Annotated in this window: 22 protein-coding genes and 1 pseudogene; 2 read left to right on the forward strand and 21 right to left on the reverse strand. The window is 35.0% G+C overall.

Going from position 1 to position 24,583, the window contains the following annotated elements; genetic code table 11:
- Positions 1 to 682: 682 nt before the first annotated feature.
- A complete protein-coding gene (locus AN34_RS00005; RefSeq protein WP_231625457.1) occupies positions 683 to 1,216 on the forward strand; it encodes a ComF family protein in 534 nt (177 codons plus the stop codon).
- A 343-nt stretch (positions 1,217 to 1,559) separates the two neighbouring features.
- Here the strand turns inward: AN34_RS00005 and glyA are convergent, their stop codons facing one another.
- Both glyA and AN34_RS00015 read right to left on the reverse strand, forming a co-directional pair.
- On the reverse strand, positions 1,560 to 2,831 hold the full coding sequence (gene glyA, locus AN34_RS00010) for a serine hydroxymethyltransferase (RefSeq protein WP_029280979.1): 1,272 nt from the start codon (positions 2,829 to 2,831) through the stop codon (positions 1,560 to 1,562).
- Between the two features lie 735 nt (positions 2,832 to 3,566).
- Positions 3,567 to 4,301: a ScpA family protein gene (locus tag AN34_RS00015; RefSeq protein ID WP_029280981.1), complete on the reverse strand. Its 735-nt coding sequence runs from the start codon at positions 4,299 to 4,301 to the stop codon at positions 3,567 to 3,569.
- A gap of 162 nt (positions 4,302 to 4,463) precedes the next feature.
- Here AN34_RS00015 and dxs point away from each other — a divergent pair, with 162 nt between their 5' ends.
- Positions 4,464 to 6,392 (forward strand): 1-deoxy-D-xylulose-5-phosphate synthase, encoded by a 1,929-nt coding sequence (gene dxs / locus AN34_RS00020; RefSeq protein ID WP_029280983.1) that lies wholly within the window; start codon positions 4,464 to 4,466, stop codon positions 6,390 to 6,392.
- A 150-nt stretch (positions 6,393 to 6,542) separates the two neighbouring features.
- On the opposite strand, the gene AN34_RS00025 is transcribed toward dxs, so the two are convergent.
- The 19 genes and pseudogenes from AN34_RS00025 to AN34_RS00105 all read right to left on the reverse strand — a co-directional run bounded on the left by AN34_RS00025 (position 6,543) and on the right by AN34_RS00105 (position 24,412).
- Complete coding sequence (locus AN34_RS00025) at positions 6,543 to 7,934, reverse strand: undecaprenyl-phosphate glucose phosphotransferase (protein WP_029280985.1); 1,392 nt, start codon at positions 7,932 to 7,934, stop codon at positions 6,543 to 6,545.
- Positions 7,935 to 8,180: 246 nt separating this feature from the next.
- The gene (locus AN34_RS22055) at positions 8,181 to 8,345 is read right to left on the reverse strand and encodes a hypothetical protein (protein ID WP_157263131.1); all 165 of its coding nucleotides are present in this window, start codon (positions 8,343 to 8,345) and stop codon (positions 8,181 to 8,183) included.
- Complete coding sequence (locus AN34_RS22060; protein WP_369818075.1) at positions 8,342 to 9,103, reverse strand: sugar phosphate nucleotidyltransferase; 762 nt, start codon at positions 9,101 to 9,103, stop codon at positions 8,342 to 8,344. The genes AN34_RS22055 and AN34_RS22060 overlap by 4 nt, the downstream gene beginning before the upstream one ends.
- Entirely contained in the window at positions 9,049 to 9,387 is a 339-nt protein-coding gene (locus AN34_RS22065; RefSeq protein ID WP_369818066.1) for a sugar phosphate nucleotidyltransferase, read from the reverse strand. The genes AN34_RS22060 and AN34_RS22065 overlap by 55 nt, the downstream gene beginning before the upstream one ends.
- Before the next feature lie 9 nt (positions 9,388 to 9,396).
- Complete coding sequence (locus tag AN34_RS00035; RefSeq protein ID WP_029280987.1) at positions 9,397 to 10,371, reverse strand: NAD(P)-dependent oxidoreductase; 975 nt, start codon at positions 10,369 to 10,371, stop codon at positions 9,397 to 9,399.
- Between the two features lie 5 nt (positions 10,372 to 10,376).
- Positions 10,377 to 11,300, reverse strand: a complete 924-nt coding sequence (locus AN34_RS00040) for a glycosyltransferase family 2 protein (protein WP_029280989.1) — start codon at positions 11,298 to 11,300, stop codon at positions 10,377 to 10,379.
- A complete protein-coding gene (locus AN34_RS00045; protein ID WP_051666082.1) occupies positions 11,300 to 12,286 on the reverse strand; it encodes a glycosyltransferase family 1 protein in 987 nt (328 codons plus the stop codon). The genes AN34_RS00040 and AN34_RS00045 overlap by 1 nt, the downstream gene beginning before the upstream one ends.
- Positions 12,287 to 12,323: 37 nt before the next feature.
- Positions 12,324 to 13,631: an O-antigen polymerase gene (locus AN34_RS00050; RefSeq protein WP_029280993.1), complete on the reverse strand. Its 1,308-nt coding sequence runs from the start codon at positions 13,629 to 13,631 to the stop codon at positions 12,324 to 12,326.
- A 10-nt stretch (positions 13,632 to 13,641) separates the two neighbouring features.
- Positions 13,642 to 14,820, reverse strand: coding sequence for a glycosyltransferase family 4 protein (locus tag AN34_RS00055; protein ID WP_082468279.1), 1,179 nt, complete (start codon positions 14,818 to 14,820; stop codon positions 13,642 to 13,644).
- Positions 14,821 to 14,828: 8 nt separating this feature from the next.
- Positions 14,829 to 14,999, reverse strand: a pseudogene (locus AN34_RS22070) (DapH/DapD/GlmU-related protein); the annotation flags it as partial.
- A gap of 396 nt (positions 15,000 to 15,395) precedes the next feature.
- Positions 15,396 to 16,265: a glycosyltransferase gene (locus AN34_RS00065; RefSeq protein ID WP_051666085.1), complete on the reverse strand. Its 870-nt coding sequence runs from the start codon at positions 16,263 to 16,265 to the stop codon at positions 15,396 to 15,398.
- A 24-nt stretch (positions 16,266 to 16,289) separates the two neighbouring features.
- A complete protein-coding gene (locus tag AN34_RS00070) occupies positions 16,290 to 17,771 on the reverse strand; it encodes an oligosaccharide flippase family protein (RefSeq protein ID WP_029281008.1) in 1,482 nt (493 codons plus the stop codon).
- On the reverse strand, positions 17,771 to 18,781 hold the full coding sequence (locus AN34_RS00075) for a glycosyltransferase family A protein (protein ID WP_029281010.1): 1,011 nt from the start codon (positions 18,779 to 18,781) through the stop codon (positions 17,771 to 17,773). The genes AN34_RS00070 and AN34_RS00075 overlap by 1 nt, the downstream gene beginning before the upstream one ends.
- Positions 18,771 to 19,883 (reverse strand): DegT/DnrJ/EryC1/StrS aminotransferase family protein, encoded by a 1,113-nt coding sequence (locus AN34_RS00080; protein ID WP_029281013.1) that lies wholly within the window; start codon positions 19,881 to 19,883, stop codon positions 18,771 to 18,773. The genes AN34_RS00075 and AN34_RS00080 overlap by 11 nt, the downstream gene beginning before the upstream one ends.
- On the reverse strand, positions 19,861 to 20,427 hold the full coding sequence (locus tag AN34_RS00085) for an acyltransferase (RefSeq protein WP_029281015.1): 567 nt from the start codon (positions 20,425 to 20,427) through the stop codon (positions 19,861 to 19,863). The genes AN34_RS00080 and AN34_RS00085 overlap by 23 nt, the downstream gene beginning before the upstream one ends.
- Entirely contained in the window at positions 20,420 to 20,839 is a 420-nt protein-coding gene (locus AN34_RS00090; protein ID WP_029281017.1) for an FdtA/QdtA family cupin domain-containing protein, read from the reverse strand. Before AN34_RS00090 ends, AN34_RS00085 begins: the two co-directional genes overlap by 8 nt.
- Entirely contained in the window at positions 20,823 to 21,227 is a 405-nt protein-coding gene (locus AN34_RS00095; protein WP_231625458.1) for an FdtA/QdtA family cupin domain-containing protein, read from the reverse strand. The genes AN34_RS00090 and AN34_RS00095 overlap by 17 nt, the downstream gene beginning before the upstream one ends.
- Positions 21,228 to 21,240: 13 nt before the next feature.
- On the reverse strand, positions 21,241 to 23,595 hold the full coding sequence (locus AN34_RS00100; RefSeq protein ID WP_029281022.1) for a polysaccharide biosynthesis tyrosine autokinase: 2,355 nt from the start codon (positions 23,593 to 23,595) through the stop codon (positions 21,241 to 21,243).
- Between the two features lie 7 nt (positions 23,596 to 23,602).
- Positions 23,603 to 24,412, reverse strand: a complete 810-nt coding sequence (locus AN34_RS00105; protein WP_029281024.1) for a polysaccharide biosynthesis/export family protein — start codon at positions 24,410 to 24,412, stop codon at positions 23,603 to 23,605.
- Between the last annotated feature and the right edge of the window lie 171 nt (positions 24,413 to 24,583).

The raw sequence follows: 24,583 nt of genomic DNA on the forward strand, positions 1-24,583 counted from the left end.
CGTTCCTTCCGAACCGGGCTGCAAAGGTAATGATCTTTTTCGCTTCAGCAAATTTTATTTGAAATAAATTTTGCCACTTTTCTCACCTCAACACATCATTAACACGCTTTTCAGCACCAGCCCTTTCCTCCGAAGCGGGTTGCAAAGGTAGCAAAAATTAATACCCCTGCAAACGCATCGGCCCTATTTTATTCTTTAAAATCATAAGACCCTGTAAATCATCACGAAAAAAAATCAAATAAATAAAACATTTTCAAAGGATGGGTGTTTGCAGGGATTTTTAATAAGGTAAAGGGGGAAGATTTGCCTAAATGATTTTAAACCATATAGGCATAGAGAACATATAGGCGATAGGAATTTATTGGTGAAAAGAGGTTTAGAGAGCATGATGCAGATTAAAATCTTATAGTGGATAATAGATCATATCGGGAAATATTCAAAATGGGAAGTATGAGCTATTAATATTAAAAACATGAAGACCATACAACTTATTGCTATAAATAGATAAATTAGCAATATGCTACTAATACCATCATGGGGAAGAGACCTATTTGGTCTGCTATTTCCAAATTTATGCAACGCATGTGGCGCAAGCTTATTCCTTGGTGAAAAGTTAATTTGCACGAAATGCCTTTTTGATCTTCCATTAACAGATTATCATTTGTATCAGAAAAATAAAGTTATGAAGCAATTATGGGGCAGGGTACCTTTAAATGCAGCAATGGCGCTATTGTATTTCAGAAAAGGTGCAAAGGCACAACGGCTTATACATAGTTTAAAATATAATGGGAAAACAGATGTAGGAATACTACTTGGCAGTATGATTGGGGAAAGAATAAAGTTAAACTCGATCTATTCCGATATTGATTTCATTGTTCCTGTTCCTTTACATCATCAAAAGTTACGATCAAGAGGCTATAACCAAAGTAGTTTCATTGCTGAAGGCATTGCGCAAACCATAAACATTCCTTTTAAAGAAGAAATTTTAATCCGCACTATTTCAACAGAAAGTCAAACCAGGAAAAACAGGTTTAGCAGATATGAAAATATGAAAGCTGTTTTCAAAGCTCCTGAAACCGACCAAATCACTGGCAAACATATTTTATTAGTAGATGATGTTATTACTACTGGCGCTACCTTAGAAGCATGTGCAAATGCACTCTTGGTACAAGGAGCATTAAAAGTTAGTATAGCAGCGCTAGCATTCGCAGAATAATACTTATTTATTTCCCCCATAATGCACAATGCTAGCACTGTTGATCTCAATCTGAAATCATAACGAAAAATAAGAGATATTGGATGATCAATCAGTAATCCCATAAGAAAAGAGGAAATTCATTCCGATCATATTTTTTTCACTTTTTAAAAACAATCAGGATTCATATACGTTATTATATCGAGAGCGTTAATTTAGATGGTAAGGGTCGATACTTCTTTTAGGATATCGGCCCTTTACTTTATAAACAGGTTTTAAGATTAAAAATTTTCGATTCAAATAAAAAAAGAGCCTTACAAATAAATGTAAAGCTCTATATTTTCAACTTTTTAAAGTTTATATATTATTTATAAAGCGGAAATGCACTTACCAGGTTAATCACTTCAGCTTTCACTGCATTTAAATTTGCTTCATCTTCAGGGTTAGTCAATACCTGATCAATTAAATCTACGATCTTTTCCATTTCGGTTTCCTTCAAGCCTCGGGTAGTGATAGCTGCAGTACCTACACGGATCCCCGAAGTTACGAATGGAGATTTATCATCAAAAGGAACCATGTTTTTGTTTACCGTAATCTCTGCTTTCTCTAATGCATTTTCGGCAACTTTACCGGTTATATTTTTATTTCTTAAATCGATTAACATTAAATGGTTATCTGTACCGCCAGAAATAATGCCATAACCTTTTGCCACAAAAGCTTTGGCCATAGCCTGTGCATTGGCAGCAACCTGTTTAATGTAAACATCATATTCATCCGATAAAGCTTCACCAAATGCAATGGCCTTAGCCGCAATGATGTGCTCTAACGGACCACCCTGCGTACCAGGAAAAACAGCCATATCCAATAAGTTGCTCATCATGCGGATTTCGCCCTTTGGTGTTTTTAATCCCCATGGATTTTCGAAATCCTTACCCATCATGATCATTCCGCCACGAGGACCACGTAAAGTTTTATGCGTAGTAGTGGTTACAATATGACAGTGCGGAAGAGGATTAGCCAGTAAGCCCTTAGCAATTAAGCCAGCTGGATGAGAAATATCCGCCAAAACTAAAGCACCAATTTGATCAGCAACCGAACGAATAAAAGCATAATCCCACTCACGGGAATAGGCAGAAGCACCGCAAATAATTAATTTTGGTTTTTCAGCTAAAGCAACTTCTTCTAATTTTTTATAATCGATTAATCCAGTTTCCTTTTCTACGCCATAAAATAAGGGTTGATAAAGTTTGCCAGAAAAATTCACAGGTGAACCATGTGTTAAGTGTCCACCATGCGATAGATCAAAACCTAAAATTTTATCGCCTGCTTGCAAAACAGCAAGCATTACTGCTGCATTTGCCTGCGCACCAGAGTGCGGCTGAACATTAACCCATGCAGCGCCAAATAATTCTTTTGCTCTATCGATAGCGATTTGCTCCACCACATCAACCACCTGGCAACCGCCATAATAGCGTTTCCCTGGTAAACCTTCAGCATATTTGTTGGTTAGTACCGAACCAGCAGCTTCCATTACCTGCTTGCTGACAAAGTTTTCTGATGCAATAAGTTCTAAACCATGTTCCTGGCGGTTTAATTCCTTATCAATAAGTTCAAAGATTTTGGTATCACGTGTCATCCTGTATAGGTTTGTGTTTTTTTGGCAAAAGTAAGAAAATTAATCTTTAACACACAGATGAATATGTCAGAATTACAGGATAAATGTTTAATCATAAAAAGATAAAACTGCTGCAATAAAAACTTATTTGTGGTTAGAAATATAAAGAAAATAAGAAAGTTTAAACACGAAGTCTTGCAAAAAAGCCTATTTTTTTACTTATAAATGCTCCACCCGAAAGCTATAAATAGAATTATGGCAGTCTGGAAAAGTCGCTGTACTCAGCATCCAATCTTGATACTTGATTCTTGATACCCACTGCTCGATACTTGCTACTCGATACTTGCTACTTGATACTCACTACACCCTACCTCATATTAAGTCCCTAAAGAATTCGCTTCACTCAGTACCCAATCTTGCTACTTGATACTCCCTACTCGATACTTGCTACTCACTACACCCTACCTGATACTAAGTTCCCTAAAGAATTCGCTTCACTCAGTACCCAATCTTGCTACTCGATACTTGATACTCACTACACCCTACCTGATACTAAGTTCCCTAAAGAATTCGCTTCACTCAGTACCCAATCTTGCTACTCGATACTTGATACTCACTACTCAATACTTGCTACTCACTACACCCCAACCCTACCTCATATTAAGTCCCTAAAGAAATCGCTTCACTCAGTACCCAATCTTGATACTTGATACTCACTACTCGATACTTGCTACTCACTACTCGCTCCCCCCAACCCTACCTAATGCTAAAATTATTAAAGCCACTGCCAATAGTAATCTCCACCAACTGTTGCTGCAGCATTTCCAGAATAGCCAGAAAATTATAAACAAAATGAACTTTGTTTTCAGAATGTTTTAATACCAGGGCAAAATCAATTTGTTCATTAATGTTCAATAAATTTGCCATAACGTACTTCTGCTCCTCAATCGTATAGGGATATTGCACTACCGTATGTTTAACCTCTTCGCTGCGCAGTTCATATCTTTGCATCAGGCGATGATAAACTGTAAGCAACTTATAAAGATCAAGCGATAAAAGTTCATCCTGATGGGTGGAAGCTTCAGCAGCAAGACTAAGATCGTATTCAATGTTTCCTCTGCATTCTTGTTTCAGCCTGGCATCTTCCAAAACCTTCATTTCTTCAGCGGCAGACTTAAATTGTTTATAGGCAATCAATCGGGCAATCAAATCTTCTTCAGGATTAATTTCCTGACCAGATTCATCCAATTCCATCCTTGGCAATAACATCCTGGATTTGATACGCATAAGCGTGGCTGCAACCAGAATGAATTCACTGGCAACCTCTACATTTACCGCCAGGAGCTGATGGATATAAGCTAAAAAATCATTGGTAATTTTCGCAATCTCCACATCCTGAATATTTAATTCATCCCTTTCGATAAAAAATAATAAAAGATCGAATGGTCCTTCGAATACGGGAAGTTTTATCTCAAAAATCTCTGATTGCATTTGTAAAAACAAACATAATGAATTTTATATTAAAGCTTTAGCCATGTCGTTCAGGTTTAAAAAATTAAGTTAATCTGGCTTTCAGTGTATTGATTATTTTTTTACATGAATATTAAAACAAAAATACCTTACTTTGTATCTTGTTTTTACTAAAAAAATTGAATGCAAGTTAAAGCTGGCCCCCTATTATCTAAAATTAACTATCCTGCTGATTTAAAGCAGTATGGCGAGTCTGACTTAGAACAAATAAGCCAGGAATTACGTCAGTATATTATTGACGTGGTAAGCGTAAATGGTGGTCACTTTGGCTCCAGCTTAGGTGTTGTTGAATTAACAGTTGCTTTGCATTATGCCTTAAACACCCCTTATGATAAACTGGTTTGGGATGTTGGACACCAGGCATACGGCCACAAAATCCTGACTGGCCGCCGTGAATTGTTTCATACCAATAGAATTTATAAAGGCATTAGCGGTTTTCCAAAGATTTCAGAAAGTGAATATGACACCTTTGGTGTCGGCCACTCTTCTACGTCAATTTCTGCCGCTTTAGGCATGGCCGTGGCTTCGCAGCTAAAAGGAGAGACCAACAGACAACATGTTGCCGTAATTGGTGATGGTGCCATGACGGCCGGATTAGCCTTTGAAGGTTTAAACCATGCCGGGATTGAAAACAGCAATGTACTAGTCATTTTAAACGACAATTGCATGTCGATTGATCCCAACGTTGGTGCGCTCAAAGAATATCTAACCAGCATTACCATATCAAAATCTTATAACCGTTTTCGAGATGACATTTCAAATGTGCTCGTCGGCTTATCCAAGCTTGGCCCTAACGCACATAAATATGTAAAGAAAATTGAGAAAAGCATCAAAGGAACACTGCTAAAGCAGAGTAACTTGTTTGAAGCATTAAACTTCAGGTATTTTGGCCCTGTTGATGGGCATGATGTCACACGTTTAGCGCAAACCATAAAAGATTTATCAGCCATCCCAGGCCCTAAGTTATTACACTGTATTACGGTAAAGGGTAAAGGCTTTGCCTTGGCAGAAAAAGACCAAACCATCTGGCATGCACCAGGTCTTTTTGATAAGATTACCGGAGAGATCAAAAAAAGTGTTCCCGATAAACCGCAGCCACCAAAATATCAGGATGTGTTTGGTCACACCATGGTAGAACTGGCTATGGCAAATGAAAAAATTGTGGGGATTACACCTGCTATGCCATCGGGTTCATCCTTAAATATTATGATGAAAGCCATGCCCAGGCGTGCTTTCGATGTGGGCATTGCAGAACAGCATGCTGTTACCTTTTCTGCTGGTTTAGCAACTCAGGGATTGGTTCCCTTCTGTAACATCTATTCAAGCTTTATGCAAAGGGCATATGACCAGGTGATTCATGACGTCGCCATTCAAAAACTAAACGTCGTATTTTGTCTGGATCGGGCAGGTTTAGCCGGAGCAGATGGTGCCACACACCATGGCGCTTATGATATTGCCTATATGCGTTGCATCCCAAATCTCGTAATTTCTTCTCCTATGAATGAAGAAGAATTGCGAAACCTGATGTATACCGCCCAGCAAGATAACATGGGTCCATTCGTGATCCGCTATCCCCGTGGCAATGGAGTAATGCCAGATTGGAAGCGCCCGTTTAAAGCTTTAGAAATTGGTAAGGGTCGTAAAATATGTGATGGCGAAGAAGTAGCCTTACTAACCATTGGCCATGTAGGTAATTTTGCGGTAGAAGCACGCTCAGAATTAAACAGTGAGGGTATCTATCCGGCTCATTATGATTTACGTTTTGTAAAACCGCTGGATGAGCAAATGCTTCATGAGATTTTCTCTAAATATAAACACATCATCACCGTAGAAGATGGATCATTACCAGGCGGTGTCGGTTCTGCAATTCTGGAATTTATGGCAGATCATCAATACACTTCAAATGTCATTCGCCTGGGTATTCCCGATCAGTTTATAGATCATGGTGAACAACCAGAATTATGGGCAGAATGTGGTTATGATAAAAATGCAATAGTAACTGCGGTAAGAAAAGTTGCTGTAAAACGGACGACGAATACTATGGCAGGATAAAATAGTGGAGCAAAAGGCTTTATCCTCAATTAGCGTATTAAAATTAAATAAGCAAAAGAGCTCGATCTATGATAGACCGAGCTCTTTTTATAATATTTTATCTTTAATTGATCATGCCCCAAGAAAAGACTAATGATGATCTAAGCCAAATTAAAAAGCATTCTCTTCGCCTTTAACCATGTTAATCACGGTCATGAAAATAATTCGAACATCAAGTGCAGCAGTCCAGTTCTCCAGGTACCAAATATCATGTTCCACACGTTTCACCATTTTATAATCTTCTTTCGTTTCTCCACGGTAGCCATTTACCTGTGCCCAACCCGTAATGCCGGGTTTTAAAAAATGGCGCACCATAAACTGATCAACAATACCTTTGTATTGTTCAGTGTGGCTCAACATGTGTGGACGTGGCCCTACTACACTCATGTGCCCCATAAACACATTAAAGAATTGAGGCAACTCATCCAGACTGGATTTTCTTAAAAACTTACCAATTGGCGTAATCCGGTCATCATCTTTACTGGCCTGCCTTTTATCACTATCCGCATTCATCCGCATACTACGGAATTTAAAGCAATAAAACGGTTCATCATCGCGGCCGCTTCTCAATTGCTTAAACAATACAGGCCCTTTGCTTTGCCATTTAATCAACAGTGCTATAATAGGATATAACCAGCTCAACACGAATAAAATCACCATCCCACTGAAAACAACATCAATCAAACGTTTTTTGAAACGATTATGAATTTTCTCTAAAGGCTCTGAGCGCAGCGAAATCACCGGGAATTCATTCCCTAAATAACTTACCGTATAAGGAGATAATAAGGCACCACTAATATCCGGAATAAACTTTAACCGTACACACTGACGTTCAGCTTCCTGGGTCAGAATCAGCATATCACTCATCCGCTCTGGCGCGATGGTTACATAAATATCTTTAATTCCCTTTTCTACAGCCAACTCAAATTGTTTACCAACAGCGCCGCTTAGCTGACCATCTCTTTCCAGATAGTGATCAGGAACATCTGGAATAAAACCATGAAACTCGATGTATTTCTGTTTTTCAAAATAAGAGGCCAACTGCTCACCTGTAGCGTTGTTTCCCATAATAGCAACAGACTTTACGCCTCTTAAATGGTTAAACAACAAAAACTGAAAGGAAGTACCAATAAAACGATTAACCAAGAACAGAATACCTAAAGTACCATAAAATACGACGAGAAAAGACCTCGAAAAATCATTCTGTTTAGAAAAGAATAAATAAATGGAGAACAGAATGGCGTGTAAAAATACACTTCGCCAGGTCCCCCTATATATTCGCTCAATCCGTCTTGATCCATATTCCGTATAAAGGCCAAAAGAGGTTGTAGAAACAATCCACAGCAAACTACATACCACCACATAATGCCATTGTAATTCAGAATCGACTGTTTTACCTAAATAACTGGTGAATTGATAAGAAAAGAAATAAACAGCCAAAACCATTAATAGGTCAGTTACAGGCAATATGAATTTAAGGAGGTAAAGGTACCGTGTTTGCATAAAAACTTGTGCGTTAACAATAAAGTGCTACAAATGTTTTACCCATAGCAATAATAATGCCCTAATACAAACTCAATGTCAGGTTTATCTTGAAAACCTATTTAATCGATATGATTAGTTCACAGCAAAGTTACACTTTTTAGCTGAAACAAAATGAAAAGTATGATTGATACCTCATTTAGTAGAGCTATTTACCCGAATGGTAGAAGAAGAGCCATCATGAAGATAAGCTCTTTTGTGATTATATTATGAATATTGATGACCAAATTTGGTCATCATTTCTTTAGACACATCTTTTATTTCCTGTTCTTCCAATTTTGGATAAATCAACAATACCTGTTCATCATCCAACACAATAAAATGCTCAAGGCCTCTGATCACCGCTACTTTTCCTTTAGGTAAGTTAATCATGCAGTCATGCGTATCATGTAAATGAATATGTTCCGAATTACATACATTCTGATGTTCGTCCTGTTGAGCAATGGCGTGCAATGAGGCCCATGTGCCCAAATCAGACCAGCCAATATCCGCTGAAATGGTATAAATATTATCTGCCTTTTCCAAAATAGCATAGTCAATGGAAATATCTGTGCTTGTTGGATATTGATCAAGTATAATTTCGCCTCATCCGGGGTATTGTAAATCTCATTCCCCGATTTAAACAAAGTATCAATTTCAGGGGCATACTTTTCAAATGCCTTTTGCAAATTAGCCGCTTTCCAGATAAAGATCCCGGCATTCCAAAGGTAATTCCCACGCGCTATATATTCCTGCGCTTTTTCCAATACTGGTTTTTCCTTAAAAGCATTTACCTTATGAATACCATTACTTAATTCTTGATACTCTCTACCTGATACTTGATACTCACTGCTTGATACTTGATACTCACTACTCGATACTTCATACTCACCACCCGATTCTTGATACTCACTACTTGATACTTGATACTCACTACTGGATACCTCATATTCAATATATCCATAACTTGTATCCGGCCGGGTAGGGCTAATCCCTAACGTAAGTAAAGCATCATGTTCGGCAGCAAAATCCAATGCCTGATTAATCTTTTCGATAAAAATAGCCTTCTTTAAAATCAAATGATCTGATGGCGCAACTACAATATTCGCATCCGGGTTCTTTTGAAGAATTTTATAAGTGGCATAAGCAATACAAGGGCTGTAGTGTTTCGGCTAGGCTCTAATAAACTGTTATCTTGCAATACCTTCGGCAACTGCTCCTTTACCAAATCGGCATATCCAGCGTTAGTTAAAATTAGAATATTCTCATTCAAACAAACTTTCAGGAAACGTTTGTAAGTGAGTTGAAGAAGAGATGCTCCTGTTCCTAAAATATCAATAAATTGTTTCGGAAAATGATTGTGGCTCTTTGGCCAAAAGCGCGAACCCACTCCACCGGCCATAATGAGGACAAAAATATTATTTGACTTTTTCATTATGCAGATTTAATATAATCCAATACTCTCACAATCTTCAAACCAATCAGATAATGCCTCTTTTAAGGTAAACTGCAAATGATAGGGAGATTTGCTTAATTTTTCTCCGGAAATGTTCGTAGAAATCATAAGTTTCTTTACCCGATCAGGATGAATACCGGCAATCTTTTTTCCTAATAATCTTCCTCCAGTATAGGCTGTTCCGGCCGCTGACTTCAATGCCCACCCTGGCACCAAGACTTTCGGTGCTTTTACGCCCGTAGCTTCTGCCATCGTTTCACAGATTCTTTCAATCGTTGGTGCCGGAAAATAAGTGAGGTTGAAGGTATTTACGCCGGGTAATTCTTTTTGTGCCGTTTCAAATAAAATCCTCACCACATCCTTCACGTATACCGAAGCCTTGATCGTATCTTTTCTCCCAGGATAGAAAAAGAAACCTTTTTTCATAGATTCATATAACCTGGTGAAATTCCCACCTTCCTGTTTACCAAATACCACACCTGGACGAACAATAACCAATTTTCTTTTGGACGGGTCTTCAGCTTGCCACAATTTATGAATATATTCTGCAGTGAGTTTAGATATACCATATGGTGTATTGGGCATAGGCAAAGTATCTTCCGTTTTATATTCTTCTGATGCACCATAAGGCGCAATAGAACTGGTAAAAACAATCGTTTCAATATTGTTTTTCCTGGCAAAATCGCAAACATTTTGCGCACCATAAATATTCGCTTCAAAATATTCATGATCAGGATGACCAGGTGTGGTATGCACAGCTGCAAGGTTATAAATAATGCTATTAGCTGCATCAGGTATATTGACGGAGATGTTTTTTCGAATATCAAGTTCGGTAAAACCATCACTAACTTTTTTCCTGATGTCATAACTATAAACTTGATCAGGTAAAGCTAAGGTTTCATTAATGTAACGTTTTAGGTGTGTTCCAATGAAACCGGAACCTCCAAATATGATATGATTCATTTTTTTTAATTTACTTTATCCCAATATCTTTTATGCATAGAAAAACTCTTTCGTTGTTTTACTGAAAGTTTATCATGCATCATCCCCAATTTATATCCTAAAAATTTTGCACCTATAGATAGTAGCATCTTAGGCAATACTGATGGATTGTTTTTTAAAACATATTTTAATTCAGATTTTAAATATTTCAGACCTTCTCCCCCTGCTGTACCAAACTCATCCAGTAACCATTTATTAGTCGAGTGGAATACACCAATATCAAAGTAACGCTTAAATTCTTCCTTAGTAGTATAATCGTGAGAATGATAAACTTCTGCTTCTGCAACGTAAGCAATATTCCAATCTTTAATCAGCAGTTGGCCACCTACAATTACATCTTCCGCAAAAATGGTATGACTAGGGAATCCCCCAACCTCTTGCAATGCGGTTCTCCGGTATGCTGCATACGAGTTTGAACACGAAGCTGTCTTAATACCCAATTCATTCTTGTCGTTAATTGTTTTTACTCTGGAGACTGGAGTATAATTGAATAACCGGGCATGAGTCTCTAAGGTCTTAGCACCAATATGAGGTAACTGTCTGCCATAAGCAAGCCCTACTTTCTCATCATTAAAAGCATCAACCAAGTACCTAAATGAGGTAGCATCTTTTAAAATACAATCTTGAGTAAGGTAAATCAAAATATCAGAATCATGTGCTGCGTCTGCAAGTAACTGTCTTGCATAACCATGGTCAAAATTTTCTTTTTTAATGTTCAAAATTTGAAAACCAAAATCATTAGCAAGTTTTATAGTGTCATCGGTAGATCCCGAATCCAAAATTATTTTATTAGTGATATCTATACTTTGTATAGATATACTTTCTAAAACTGCTCGCCACATTTTTCCCGCATTATAAGTGGGTATAAGTATCGATATACTATGTTTCATTAACTCATTTTTTTTAGAAGTTTCCAAGTTTTTTCCGCAGTAATATCCCAATTGAAATTCCTTGAATGTGTTAAACCCAAATCAGAATATTTCTTAATCAAAGAGTCATTATTTACATAATTTAAAATCGCGTTTTCAATTTCTATGATACTAAATGGATCAACTTGAATTCCAGCATTTCCAACAACTTCTGGTAATGAAGTTTGATTTCCTACAATAACTGGACAACCACAAGCCATAGCCTCAAGAGGCGGCAATCCAAATCCTTCATAACTAGATAAATAACAAAAACACAATGCATTTGCATATAAGGCTGCCATTTCATTTTCTTCTACATATCCAGTAAAATGGACATTTTCCATTTTTTCTCCAAATTCAACATTATTGAATATTAGCGAATTCCCTTGTTTCCCCGCTATTACCAATCCGATATCACTTGGCAACTTATCTTTTATGTTATTCCATGCTTGAACAAGTCTAATTAAATTCTTTCGCGGTTCTATTGAGCCAAGTGCTAGTATATAGCGTTGATAGGGTAAATCAACTTTCTTATCTTGGTGTGATAAAAATGAATGATCAACACCATTGTGAACTACTGAAATCTTTGATTCGGAAATTCTTAACTTTTTGATAATTCTATCTTTCGTAAAATCAGATATAGTTAAAATATGTTTAGCATTATTAGCTAGTTTAGGCAATAAGAAATTATACCAAGACGTAAATTTTTTATTGAACCATTCTGGGTGATCTATCGTTACAATATCATGTAAAACCACTATTTGATTTTTATACAAGACAGGCCCTGTATTACTCGGACTAAACAATAAGCTTCCATTTAGTTTCCTAGGTAAAAATAATTGTTCCCAAATGTGCCCTTTAATTCCTCTTGAAAATTTCTGCGATGGAGATATCTGCTCAACTTTTTCTGGAAAACGTCTTAACAATTCGTATGTGTATCGTTGAACACCCGTGAAATTAGCATTCATACATCTTGTATTACAACTTATACTCATTATATTAATTTTATTTTAAAGTACTCGATTTCAGATTTCTTATTATTATATAATAAATAACTATTGATGGTAAAGAATAAATTGATAATAAGTAAAAATTCATAAAAATACCTGCAATATTCATAAATACGAATATTATAAAAAAGAATTGCAAATAGCTCTCTTTCCCATACGGTAACGAGTTGATAATTATTTTATATCTTCTAACTATATATCCAGTAAAAAGAGCAGATATGAATGGTAGTAAAACCACTCCAAACCAACCAAAGCTTGTATATCCCCACAATGAAACTGGGATTCTCAATCCTCCTGATGAAATCTCGGATATATCATTTGTATCATTCAAAATATACAATGTCCACGATGAAGGATTATACTTATAATTGAACGGAATAAGGCCACCCCAGTATGTCAAGCCGTATGTAAGTTCATATTTACCGTTTTCAAACCTTGCTAAAAAGTTTAATTGGTCAGTGATGTCTGGCGATCCGAAAGCAATGGCTTCAAAAAAATTGCTTCCTAGTTGATAATCTGAAAAGCCATTTTGGCTACTAAACATCGTTATGATATAATAGAGTGCGCTTCCAGAAACAACGGTCAATAGCAAGAATATAACATAGATAACGAAGGGAGTATTTCGTTTTTTAAGTGATATTACTATGGACATCGCTAGTAAAATCCCTGCAAGCATAGTGCTACGATTCAGACTAGCAACTATTAGTAAAACGCCCAAAACAAGAAAAACAATGTCTTTAATTTTTCTACGACTGATTACTTCCAAACATACTAGTGGTAAGCCTATTTCAACAAATTGACGAGAGGTACGATAGATATATGCTACACGATGGTATGGAGCTTGATACGCGCCTTTAAAAAATTTTGCAGCAAATGGGTCAGCTGCAAAAATAGGCAGAAAACCCATGATTAGATAACTTATGATTATGCCTACAATTCCAGACAAATATACATAGTAAATAATTTTCTTTAATCTATTCTGAACTTCGACATTACTTAAGGTAGTAGCAAAAAGGTTGAATTTTAAAAAAACATCCAAGAATTTTATACGGTATACTTTTGAACCAATATAAAGTCCTATAACATAACTTAACGCTCCAACTGTATTTATTAATGTATAAAGACTTAATATACTTTTCGATTGATATTGAGAAAAATCTACCACGCAAATCGGCACGAGGTAAGCAACAAAACATGCACCAATGCCAAAATGATTTACTATGTTACGTTTGTCAAACCAGATCAAATATGTACCTAGTAGAAAAATTGTTAAAGCAAGAAAATTTAAAACCGAAAAACTCAAATCGATAAATTTAGTGTAATGTTAATATAATATTATTATAATTGCTAACCATCTTATCTATATTAAATTTATTTAATACCTTGGTTCTTGCTTCCTTTCTTATGGAACTCAAAGAACCATAGTTTTCTATTATTTCTTTCAACTTAACTATTAAAGAAGTTAAATTACCTGGTTCAAAAATATAGCCATCATATCCATCGGTGACAATTTCTGAAGAACCACCGGTATTTGATACTAGAACAATCTTTTCATAGGCCATACCTTCGTAAATAGTAGTACCGAGGGGTTCACCAACTCCAGGAAGAGTGCAATTTGTAACTAAATCAATGCCATTATAGACTGTATGGATGTCATCTGTATGATTTAAGACTTGCACAAGGCCAGGATTGAGATTTTCAATCTTGGCAGTTATTGCATTCCTTAACAAATTATCATTTTCATATCTACCAATTAACAGTAATCTGATATGCGAATAATGAGGTAAAAGGGATAAAAATGCATCTATAATCATTAGATGCCCTTTATGTGGAATGATACTTCCAATAATACCAATAACAATGTGTTGGCTGCTAAAGTTAAATTGTTTTCTAAATGATAGCCTTTTTGTTTCATCGTGTTGGAATAATTTGGTATCTAAACCGTTGTAGAGAACAACAATATTCTTTGACTTATTGGCATATTTATTTTTTACGGCTTCAGAAACAGTAATTGTTCTATCGAAAAATTTGATACATAGTTTTGAAATGTATTCTGCGAATTTACCTGATCTATAATTTAAATCATGATTTGACCAAATAAAGCGTTTCTTCGTAAAAAACAATTTCAAAAGAATTACTAATGGTAAAACAAAAAATGAAGCGTTTACATTATTAGCATGAACAATGTTGATTTTTTCTTTATTAAGTATTCTGAAAGTTGAATAATTAATCTTGCAAAGTCTAAGAAAAGTATCAAAAATAATTTTGATTCTTGACGATCTCTTTGCCATCCAATTCAGCGGGCGTAAACTTTCCAGTTCAATAACCTTTATATTACTAGATCTCAGTAAATCTGAAAAGTTTCCAGGAGGACAAATTACAATAGGCTTAACAAACTTATTCCCATCAATTAATCTCTTCATTACTAATTCTGCACCGGAGTGATTTTCATAGCAAAATAAGTACAAAACTTTTATCTGACTGTCGATCATATTTAATTTCTATTTTTGAGGAATTTAGCAGGAATCCCTGACACTATAGTATAATTCATAACGTCCTTAGTTACAACGGAACCTGCTGCGACAATGGCACCATTACCAATAGATACTCCAGGTAAGATTGTAACACCACAACCAATCCATACATCGTTACCAATAGTTACTCCAGTTTTTCTAATATCCCATGCTTGATCACGAATAGGTTTATCTAGTGCTATGGAATGATTACTACATATGATATTCACATATTGTGAGATAAGGCTATTATCACCAATTTTAAGTGTGCCGCCCGAGGCTCTTATATTATTAAATTCGCCGATAGATACATTATTTCCAATAACTATAGCTGATCTTGGATTTAGTGATTTTGCATGTTCATTTGTACAAAGAATGAGATTGTTATACCCAACTGTAAAATTTCTTCCTACAATAATATCTTCAAGATTATCGTATTTAATAAACGATGAAGAGTGGATGTAAGACCGGTTCTTTGACTGGAATTTAAGAATATAATACAGACGTTTTAGCCAAGTAAGAAAGTGTCTTACCAAGAATATAATATACATCGACTATAATTTAAATTTTGTAAAAAGTTTAACAAAGGACTTATAATAGGAGAGATGCCTTGCTAGAGAAACATTAGTGAAAAAGAAAATCAATGCTGATTTCTTTTCTTTGACTGCTAAAATAGATAATTCTTCTAGAAGGACATTATTAAGTGCCTTAAGATAGTGATGGTGATCAAGCCATTTACTTAAGATGTGTTTTTTCGAAGCTATCATTTTTTTATAATTACCAGATATATTTGTTGAATGTAACCGATAGTTTGCAACGTTCACATTTAAGTATTTGAATTCATAAACTGCAGATATTTTTAGCCACATATCCCAATCTTCAATATAGCTTTGTTCATCATATAGACCAACGATGGCAAAGACTTCCGTTTTTAACATCGCAGTTAAAGCGGGTACATAGCAATTTAACAACAAAGAATCAAAAGAACAGTTGGAAATATCCTTTTCAGGCAATCTTCCTATCACATTATCATTTTCATCAACAATATCTGCCATACTAAAAATAAATCCGAGACTAGGATTCTTTTCAAAAAAGTCTACTTGATTCTCGATCCGATCTAGTTTCATATAATCATCTGAAGCTATTATGATTAAATACTTCCCAGTAACGTAATTTTTAATGCCTTTATTAATAGTCGCAGCCAATCCTATGTTTTTTTGACTATCTAATAGGAAGCGATTGCCTAAATTTAGTTCTTGTAGTATGCTTAGGGAATTATCGGAAGATCCATCATCTATTACTATTAATTCTATATTTTTATATGTCTGATTGATGATACTATTGATGCATCTCGTGATATATTTTGCATGGTTATAACATGGAACTATTACTGATACTAATGGCTTTTCTATAGAGTTTTCCATATTCGAGAAATTGATTATATCTGCTTAACGTTTAATCCTATTCATTATCAAAGACCTGATACCGATTCTCTTGTTTAATTCATAGTATGAAAGATACAGAGCAACAACCAAGATTACTAAAGAAACAATATAACTAATAAGATTCTGTTTTAACAGCATAAGTATAAGTACAGTTAAGACTAAAACTATTGCTTTTATAAAAATCTTTATGAAACTATTTTTGAGATGAAAGTTATAAAGTTTCCGTGTTAGAACTAAGACAGCAAAAAAGTAGATTATGTAACTAATCAATACTGACATTGCAAGCCCATTTAGCCCTCCGATTGTATATCCGGCAATATTACACGTTAGAATAAGAACACTTCCTGTAACTCCCTCAAATAAGAAAAATGTTTTTTTATCACCTTTAGCAAATGATATGTATCCCATTGCAAATGAAGCTGCTTTGAAAAGTAAGCCGAACGACACCCAATAAATAAAAGTAGTTATATCTAAAAACTGTTTAGAGAGTAAAATTTTAATTAACAATGGTGCGCTAAGTATCATAATAATCAATAAAGGCAAAATAATCAATACAACTATTTCTGCCTGTTGGTTTACAACCTCATTAATTTTCTTCTCATCATCACAAACTGCTGACAAGCGGGGAAAATAGTCTACAGCCATTGCTGTAAATATGACCCCCACATATTGGTTAGTTATACTTACACCTGCCCCATATAGTCCAACTTCTGCTATTGACCCAAATTTCCCTATATAAGAGTTTATTAAATAATTTACTACTGATCCAATTAGTGTCGAAACCATCATAGCTATACCAAGCTTTGCCATGCCAGTTCCTTCGCTTAAAAAACTATTGAATGAAATTTTTTGCGGTTCAAATTTGATTTTTCTAGAATAAAATTTGCTAGCACAATAAGAAAAGAAAGCAGCTGCTATTAGGGCGGGTATTATCCCTTTCTCACCGTAAAGGTAGTAAAATGGTAATGAGAGTATTAGTCCTCCTAACGAACCTACAAGTGATGCACGAGCCATATCTTTAAGATTCTGCATCCCTTGTAATAGTGTAATATTGCCACTATTCAAAATAGTGAATGTTACAGCCAGCGATAGCCAAATAAATGACATTGTATAAGATCCATTACCAAAAGTATATTTACTAAGCCAATAAGATCCAATAACCATCGTGAATAGGCCCAACGCCGCACAAAAATATATTAGAATATTAAATATTTTAACAGTTTTTCCCAAACCTTGAACATCTCCACTATTGTTAGCCTGGGAAATATCTCGGACTGCACTAAAGTTTATTCCTAAACTTGCGAATTGAACAATAAGTGTGAGACTAGCATTCAATAATGTATTGATGCCCATTCCGGCTGTTCCTAATAAAATTGCAACGATCTTTCCCCTAGCTATTGAAGTTAATATTTGAATAATTTGAACACCACCAAATAAAGTTGTCGTTTTAATGATTTGCCGATATGAAGATTTGCTATCGCTCATTAATGTTTGAATTTATTTTTCAAAATACTGATTGTCGTACAATACATGTTAAAGAAATGAATATTTTTAAGCATAATGTTCAATTTAAGCACCTCAATTAAATTATTGGGTTGAATCGTCTTAAAATAAATTAAATTCGTTTGGAATGTTGAGCTAATCTTCCAATTTGCATCTCTATAATCAATTAATGTCATACGATGTTTATTTGCTAACAGAATTAACTTAATCCGAACCAAATCGTAGAACATGTTCCTGTGTATTTTGTTGATTTCACTACTCCCGAAACCATTCTCTAACGCAAACTTTCTTAATTCAATACCTGTTTGCAAAATATCAAGTAAATTTAGACTCCATTTTTGAGTTATCGCATTCGGATTATTTTGTCTGTAGAAGAAAACTCCAGTGCTAAAGACAACTGTTTCGCTATGAAAATAAAACATACGTGTTGTATATTCATCGCTATTTAAACCAAATTCGAAAAAGCCAATTTTTTTCACAATTTCAATTTTCCACAGTACAAATCCATGGATTTGCCAATCTAGCGAAGCTACGAAGGCTTCTCTACCATTTATGGTTTCACTATCGTTCCTTGACGCAGTAGCTATTACGATTGAAGTATCCCCTCCATAAAAATATGACAAGACTGGTACAACTGCATCAGCGCTGAATTTTTTTGCCTGAATAAAGTTTTTTTCTAATAAATCTTCACTGAAAAGATCATCCTGGGAAGAATACATAAAGTATTCTCCTCTGGCATAAACCAGACCAAAATTTATTGCTTTAGAAGCAGTACCACCATTGGGCTTCGTCAATACCTTTATACGGTCATCTAATGCGGCATATCTTTCTAAAATATCTAAACTGTTATCCGTAGAACTATCATTAACAAAAATAATCTCAAAATTATGATACGTTTGCTTTAATAAAGATTTAATTGTTTCTTCAAGAAATAGGCTTCCATTATAAACTGGAATAAGTACCGTAATACCAACTTTATTTTCAACTAGCATGAAATTTATTTAATGCATCTATTACTATATCCAATTCCTCGGTAGTAATAACATTGCTTAGAGGTAGGCTCAAAACCTCGTTGTGTATTTGATCAGTAATAGGTAATTTCAGATGCAAGAATTCCTTATAGGCAGCTTGCCTATGCGGTGGAATTGGATAATGTATGACTGTTTGAATGTTAAGGTCATCTAAATACTGCTTCAACTCGGTTCTATATTTACATCTAATAACGTATAAATGCCATACATGTGAATCTTTATTAGCAGAAATTATGGGTTTGATAATATTGTTATTGTTGATATTTTTTGAGTAGTAATTTGCGACATCCCGACGAAGATTTGTTACTTCATCAAGTTTTGCCAATTTTACATTTAATAACGCAGCTTGAATTTCATCCAATCGGCTATTAACACCCTTGTATAAATTTTCATATTTAACATGTGATCCATAATTAAGCAATGCTTTTATAGTGTTAGCTAACTCTTCATCATTAGTTGTCACTGCACCGGCATCTCCTAAGGCACCCAAGTTTTTTCCTGGATAAAAACTAAATCCCGAAGCATCACCGAAGCTTCCAGCCTTATTTCCTTCTGTATCCATTGCTCCATGCGCCTGCGCACAGTCTTCAATAACTTTTAAATTGTTATTTTTAGCAAACTCCACTAGAGATTTCATATCACAAAGTTGCCCATAAAGATGAACAGGCAAAATAGCAACTGTTTTATTTGTGATCCTATTTTTTAAATTTTCAATATCCAAGTTATAAGTGTCAAGCTTAGGTTCAACAAACACTGGCACTAAATTATTTGCAGAAATAGCAAGTACACTGGCAATATATGTATTAGCAGGAACTAATACTTCATCTCCATCTTTGAAGATTCCTAACTCTTTGTAGGCACGTATAATTAATATTAAAGCATCTAATCCATTAGCTACCCCAATAGCGTATCGAGTTCCGCAATACTTCGCAAAGTTAGATTCAAATGAAGCTAACTCGGCTCCCATTATGTACCATCCCGAATCTAAAACTCTTTCAAATGCTTGAGTAAAATCTTCCCTATAGCATTCATTTATTTTTTTAAGGTCTAAGAATTTGATCATCTATTAATTCGTTATTTAAATATTTATACTTTTTGCCTTTGTTTCTATCAATTAGATCTAATCCAATTATTTCGCTATTCTTTGTGATATATCCTCTATGTATTGCTGGATTACCATACCAAACGGTATAAGGTGGGATATTCTTTGTGACTACGCTACCTGCACCAATGAAAGCATATGCCCCTATCTCTATACCTGCTATGACAGTACAATTAGCCCCAACTGATGCATGATGTCTTACATTTGTCTCCATAAATTGACTTGGATAAACTTTAGACCTCGGTATTAAATCGTTAGTAAATGTAACATTAGGGCCAATGAATACATTATCCTCTAGCGAAATTCCATCCCAGATCTGAACACCAGATTTTATAGTGACATTATTACCAATAACAACATCATTTTCGATAAAACATTGGGCGTTAATATTACAATTCTCTCCAATAATAGCATTAGATAGTATTACAGTAAACTGCCATACGTAAGTATTTTCCCCTACAGTTTCAGACTGGACATCAGATAGGGGATGTATAAATTTAGCCATTTTTATAGTTTAAAAAATCATCATAATTTCTAATATAGTCCAACTCAGAATAGGGCATAGATGCAAGTACAAGCAATACTGCACCTGATGAGAAATTGACTAAATCTCTCCATATGCCTGGTGTTACATACAAACCAAAATTAGGTCTATTCAAATTAATAGTTCTCTTATTTATACCATCATCAATGACTACATCAAAGCTTCCACTAGCAGCCACTATAAGTTGTTCCAATTCGTAGTGTGCATGCCCTCCCCTAATTTCACCGCCAGGCACATCATAAAGGTAATAAACTCGTTTTATATCAAACGGAATGTTAAGATTACATTGAACCGGAGTTAGGTTTCCGGCTCTGTTAAAAATCTTTTGAAGACCGATAACATTACAGTTGTAAATACTACTTATTTTCTTCATACCTTTTAAAATCACGGATGTAATCACTTTCATTATAATCGGTGGAAGCAACAATAAATGCTAAAGAATTCGTTGAAAAGTTATCCATATGCCTCCACAGTCCAGCCGGTACGTATAGCCCATAATAACTTCTATTCAAGGAATAGGTTCTAGTTGTCTTACCATCGTTGAATACTATATCGAAGCTACCGGAAAGGGCAATGATAAACTCTTGATTGGTTTTATAACTATGCCCTCCTCGTGTTTCACCCCCAGGTACGTCATAGATCCAGTAAGTCCTTCTTATAGTAAATGGAATATGATTATTTTCTTCTAAGAAAGATAAATTACCACGCTCATCGAGTATTCTTGGAAGCTGTATTATCTTTATTTCATCTAGACTCATCATCGTAGCATTTAACTTACCTACCTAACAACTTACTCAACCAAGACTTTTTAGCTTCATTCTCACCATATGAACCATAACCATAACCATAACCATAATACTTACTTACGATACCATTAACTATAATTCCTAAGTTATTCATTTTCTTGTTTCGATAAAGATCTTCTAAAATACTCAATTGATTTTTTTGCGTTACTTTTTGTCGTACAAGATACAAGGTTACATCTGCATATTGTGATAATAGCTGAGCGTCACTAATAACTCCTATAGGTGGAGCATCCATTAAAATATAATCAAATTCATGCTTTAGCTTTTCGATAAGGATACCTGTTTTTTCATTCATCAATGTTTCGGCAGGATTTGGAGGCAATGGTCCTGATGAAATAATAAAAAGTTTATCATTCATTGACAATGGTTTTATAATATCCGCATGGCTCATATCTGCAGTAATAATATAGTTAGAAAATCCAGTATTATTACTTACCCCAACTTTAGCTGATAATCCCGGCTTCCTTAAATCGAGTTCCATTAGGAGTACCTTTTTACCAGCTAGAGCTAAAATATTGCCTAAATTAATCGCAGTAAATGATTTACCTTCGCCAGACATACTGGAAGTAAGCAAGATAATTTTCTCATTCTCATTTTTTAGATAGAACGATAAATTAGTTCTTAATGCTCGAAATTGTTCAGATATAGCAGATCTTCCCTTGTTTGCTACTACTAAATTATCACTATCCTCATTATGACTTATTTCACCTATAATAGGAACGGATGTGTGATTGACTATATCTTCTTTACTAGAAACGGAAACATTAAATATTCCAACCAAAATTATAAAGATGCCTGGAATTACTATTCCTAAAATTAAACTTGCCAAGTAAACGATATTTTTCTTGGGAGTTATTGGCATCACTTCAGACTTAGGCGGGTCTATAGTCTTTGCGATAGCGATGTTAGAAGTTTTTGAAATAGCCGTTTCTTCAGCTTTTTGCATGAGGAAAATATAAAGCTCTTGTTTAATTTGCTGGTTTCTAGCAAGCTTTAAATAATCTTTTTCAATCTTGGGAACACCTCCTATTTGGCTTTCTGCATTTGAAAGTTGTGATCTTAATTTATCCCTAGTTACGATATACGTATTTTTTGTACTTTGAATATTAGCTAAAATACCGCTCCTTAAACCTGATATTTGCTGGTCAATATTCTTTATGAAAGGGCTTTCCTCGGTTACGCTCAACAGCTGCTTGTCCCTTTCTACTAATAGAGAATTATATTGAGCCATCAGTCCAGAAAACACCATGTCAGACGGAAGTAAGGAAGCTGGAAAAACACGAGTATTTTTACTCTCATCTTTGAGGTAATTCTCTAAGTCTGTTAATATTAGCACTTGTGTTTCAGCTTTAGCTAACTCTGAGCTAAATTCGCCTGAATTTTGAACTAATAGTTTCCCTTGTTCAGACATATCAGCAAGCTTATTCCCCTGCTTGAAATCTTGAACCCTATCTTCAACATCTCCTAACTCACCTGCAATTATGCTTAATCGATTTTGTATAAACTTTGTCGTACTATCTGCTATTGTATTTTTATCTTGAAGATTTGCAGTTATATATTGATGAATCAAAGCGTTTAAAATATCCTCTCCTTTTTGTGGTGATTCATTAGTTAATCCCAAATATATTATTGTAGAAAGTTTTCCAGAAACCGAAACACTTAGTCTTCTCATAAGCTCAGCAACACGTTGATCTACTGAACATACTTTGACTATACATTCACCATCGAAAAGTGTAGAGTTGCCCGAATTTGGTTCTAATTTTACTATACCAACACCGTTCAATTTGAATTCCTCATTCCAGCTAACTTCTTTTTGAAACCCACGACCGATAACATTTATTCTACTATTCTTTGCTCGCTCTATAGTCAAATCGATATTCCCTATAGTGTCAACACCCTTTATGATATTAAAGACAAATGGTGGATTGTATATCTCCCTAGTAGTTAGATTAGACTTCCTATTGTAAACAATATTGAGCTTCATCTTTCTTACCACCTGCTCCATTAAAAATCTCGTTTTAAGGATTTCGACTTCATTATCAACAGAATTTTTACCTCCAAATAATCCTCCAAAGTCCATAACAGCACCTGCACCCTGGCCAAGACTCCCACCTTTTTCATTATCAGTTACTAGAAGTTTCGCATTTATTTGATAAGTCGGTGCAGTGAGCTTTATATAGAAAAACCCTAAAAGTAGACATACTATTATGCTCACTAAAAATAATAACCATTTATCAATAACTTGTGAAAAAATCTTTTTTAAGTCTATTGTGTCTTCTTGTTCAGCTCCTATTGTTTTTTGAACTTCGACTAAATTATTCATTTGTACCTTATTTAAAACTAGATATTGCTAAAACAATTACTGAAACTACTGACGCGATTACACCAACGGTTTGTATCTGCGCTGAATTTGATGCTGAAACCTTGCGTTTATTAGGCTCTACATAGACGACGTCATTTTGCCTTAAGTAGTAATATGGACTATTAAATAGATTCGATGAATTTAAATCTAATCTCGCAAATTCTTTTTTCCCATTATTATCTCTGATTATCAGAACATTTTCACGCCTTCCATAAATTGTTAAATCTCCAGCGAGGCTTAACGCATCTAAAATAGAGACTTTCTCATTCGGCAAAGTATAAGCGGAAGGTGTATTAACTTCTCCTAATACGCTTACTTTGAAATTGGCAAAACGCAATTGAACATTAGGTTCTTTATAAACCACTGCTGCTTTTTCACGAATTAATTCTCGAGCCTGAAAAGTTGTTAGGCCAGCAACTTTAACTTTTCCAATTAAGGACAGCTCAACATCCCCATTACGATCTACTAAAAATCCAGAAACTTGTTGTGATGCAACAGCTGTAGTTGCTCCTCCTCCAAGTACAGTATTAGAAGCAGCCTGATTAACGATGGCACCACTTTGAGGATTTAAGGTAAAAACATTTATACTTAAAATATCATCTGGTTGGATAATAGGTTCCGTAAATTTTGTAGCATTTTCAAGTTGAGCTTGGTTTACAGTCTGAATATCCTGAAAATAGGCAATCTTTTTATTGCTAACACAGGATGTCAAAAAGAAAAGTACAACAAGCAATAGATAGTAATTGTACTTGTGACTGTATAAATTGTATTTATTCATAAGTTTTGGGGGGTAAGCATATTCGTGTAAGTTTTTAAGGCTTTATAATATCCTTTTGGGCAATATCAGCCTATGTGGAATTGCGCATAAGGGCGATTACAAACTTAATCATTTTAATGTAATATCAAAAAATGGATAGCTAACTGATTCACTCTTTAAATTGGAAGGGTA

It is taken from the genome of Pedobacter sp. R20-19 (assembly GCF_000708265.2).
Lineage (GTDB): Bacteria > Bacteroidota > Bacteroidia > Sphingobacteriales > Sphingobacteriaceae > Pedobacter.

Excerpts from the sequence above, each read along its gene's own strand:
- AN34_RS00005 (WP_231625457.1), top strand. The coding sequence starts at position 683 with ATGAAGCAATTATGGGGCAGGGTACCTTTAAATGCAGCAATGGCGCTA.
- glyA (WP_029280979.1), bottom strand. The coding sequence starts at position 2,831 with ATGACACGTGATACCAAAATCTTTGAACTTATTGATAAGGAATTAAAC.
- AN34_RS00015 (WP_029280981.1), bottom strand. The coding sequence starts at position 4,301 with ATGCAATCAGAGATTTTTGAGATAAAACTTCCCGTATTCGAAGGACCA.
- dxs (WP_029280983.1), top strand. The coding sequence starts at position 4,464 with ATGCAAGTTAAAGCTGGCCCCCTATTATCTAAAATTAACTATCCTGCT.
- AN34_RS00025 (WP_029280985.1), bottom strand. The coding sequence starts at position 7,934 with ATGCAAACACGGTACCTTTACCTCCTTAAATTCATATTGCCTGTAACT.
- AN34_RS22055 (WP_157263131.1), bottom strand. The coding sequence starts at position 8,345 with ATGATTAACTTACCTAAAGGAAAAGTAGCGGTGATCAGAGGCCTTGAG.
- AN34_RS22065 (WP_369818066.1), bottom strand. The coding sequence starts at position 9,387 with ATGAAAAAGTCAAATAATATTTTTGTCCTCATTATGGCCGGTGGAGTG.
- AN34_RS00035 (WP_029280987.1), bottom strand. The coding sequence starts at position 10,371 with ATGAATCATATCATATTTGGAGGTTCCGGTTTCATTGGAACACACCTA.
- AN34_RS00040 (WP_029280989.1), bottom strand. The coding sequence starts at position 11,300 with ATGAAACATAGTATATCGATACTTATACCCACTTATAATGCGGGAAAA.
- AN34_RS00045 (WP_051666082.1), bottom strand. The coding sequence starts at position 12,286 with ATGAATGCTAATTTCACGGGTGTTCAACGATACACATACGAATTGTTA.
- AN34_RS00055 (WP_082468279.1), bottom strand. The coding sequence starts at position 14,820 with ATGATCGACAGTCAGATAAAAGTTTTGTACTTATTTTGCTATGAAAAT.
- AN34_RS00065 (WP_051666085.1), bottom strand. The coding sequence starts at position 16,265 with ATGGAAAACTCTATAGAAAAGCCATTAGTATCAGTAATAGTTCCATGT.
- AN34_RS00070 (WP_029281008.1), bottom strand. The coding sequence starts at position 17,771 with ATGAGCGATAGCAAATCTTCATATCGGCAAATCATTAAAACGACAACT.
- AN34_RS00075 (WP_029281010.1), bottom strand. The coding sequence starts at position 18,781 with ATGCTAGTTGAAAATAAAGTTGGTATTACGGTACTTATTCCAGTTTAT.
- AN34_RS00080 (WP_029281013.1), bottom strand. The coding sequence starts at position 19,883 with ATGATCAAATTCTTAGACCTTAAAAAAATAAATGAATGCTATAGGGAA.
- AN34_RS00085 (WP_029281015.1), bottom strand. The coding sequence starts at position 20,427 with ATGGCTAAATTTATACATCCCCTATCTGATGTCCAGTCTGAAACTGTA.
- AN34_RS00090 (WP_029281017.1), bottom strand. The coding sequence starts at position 20,839 with ATGAAGAAAATAAGTAGTATTTACAACTGTAATGTTATCGGTCTTCAA.
- AN34_RS00095 (WP_231625458.1), bottom strand. The coding sequence starts at position 21,227 with ATGATGAGTCTAGATGAAATAAAGATAATACAGCTTCCAAGAATACTC.
- AN34_RS00100 (WP_029281022.1), bottom strand. The coding sequence starts at position 23,595 with ATGAATAATTTAGTCGAAGTTCAAAAAACAATAGGAGCTGAACAAGAA.
- AN34_RS00105 (WP_029281024.1), bottom strand. The coding sequence starts at position 24,412 with ATGAATAAATACAATTTATACAGTCACAAGTACAATTACTATCTATTG.